The following is a 1,045-nucleotide window of genomic DNA, read 5'->3' as shown; positions in this document are numbered from 1 at the left end:
ACGAGCTGGTGCGTGATTGCGGCGGGGACGCGACGGCCTGAGCTGGGGCGTTGTTCAGGCGGCGGCGGTGCGGTCGGAGACCAGTCCGGCGATGGCGAGGTAGGTGTCCGGGAGTGTGTCGCGGCGGTGGGTCCAGCGGGTCAGGCCCTTCCATCGCTTGTGGTCGGCAAGGGCATGTTCCACCGGTATGCGCCGGGAGGAATGCTCGTGGCGGGCCTGCTCGCGTGCCTCGTGGACTTCCGGTGGGCAGATCTTGTTCGCCTTCCGCGGCGGGGTGATGGCCTGGCCGGGATGATCCCGTCGAAGGCCCAAGTATCCGTCGTCCAGGAGGATTTGGATGCCGGGGAACTGGCGGAACAGGTCGGCGATGCCTTCACTGCGGATGGCGGTGGCGTCGTGCATGCGTCCCGGGCGGAGGTTGCCGGCCCACAGCGTCCGGCCGTGTTCGTCGGCGACGACGGTGGCCTTCATGGTGTTCTGCTTCTTCTTGCCGGAGACGAATGCCCGCCGGCCGCCCCGGTGGGACGCAGGGCGGCGGACCTGGACCTCGGTGGCATCCAGCCGCAGCACCACCCCTTCGGCCTGCGCATAGGCGAACACATCCGCGAGCGTCCGCAGCCGGATCCCGGGCTGGTCCGGCGCCGCAAAGCCGCGGCGGGCAAGCAGACTGCGGATCTCGGCGACGGCCCGGGTGATCGTGGAGCGGTCGACCCCGAACAGCAGCCCCAGGACCGCGTGCGGCAGGTCGTGCCGCAGATGGATCAGCGTCGCGACCACCCGGTCGGTGAACACCAACCGGTGCTTGGCGCCCGCACCCGCGGCCCGGCGCCGCACGCCGCCCCGGACCGCGTGTCGCCTGCCCTCGACCACCGCCTGCCACGGCGAGGCGAGCTCGACGACCAACTCCGCCAGGTGCCCGCGCGAGAGGCCGGTCAGCACCCGATGGCCGAGGACTGCACGGTTCACCATGATCGTCACAGCGGAAGATCATGCCGCCCCAAGCCAGGCAAGCCCAACCCGCCGCAATCACGCACCAGCTCGTAAG

The 1,045-nt window shown here is 70.7% G+C and carries 1 protein-coding gene; it reads right to left on the bottom strand.

Annotated features, from left to right (window positions below; genetic code table 11):
- Nucleotides 1-54 precede the first annotated feature (54 nt).
- Nucleotides 55-969, bottom strand: a complete 915-nt coding sequence (locus AB0P35_RS42235) for a transposase family protein (protein ID WP_363521952.1) — start codon at nt 967-969, stop codon at nt 55-57.
- Nucleotides 970-1,045: the final 76 nt, after the last annotated feature.

Source organism: Kitasatospora sp. NPDC085879, assembly GCF_040686255.1.
GTDB lineage: Bacteria > Actinomycetota > Actinomycetes > Streptomycetales > Streptomycetaceae > Kitasatospora.
This window is presented reverse-complemented; position numbering and strand designations above follow the sequence as displayed.

Bases quoted from the DNA above. Each gene is read 5' to 3' on its own strand.
- AB0P35_RS42235 (WP_363521952.1), bottom strand. From the start codon at position 969: ATGGTGAACCGTGCAGTCCTCGGCCATCGGGTGCTGACCGGCCTCTCG.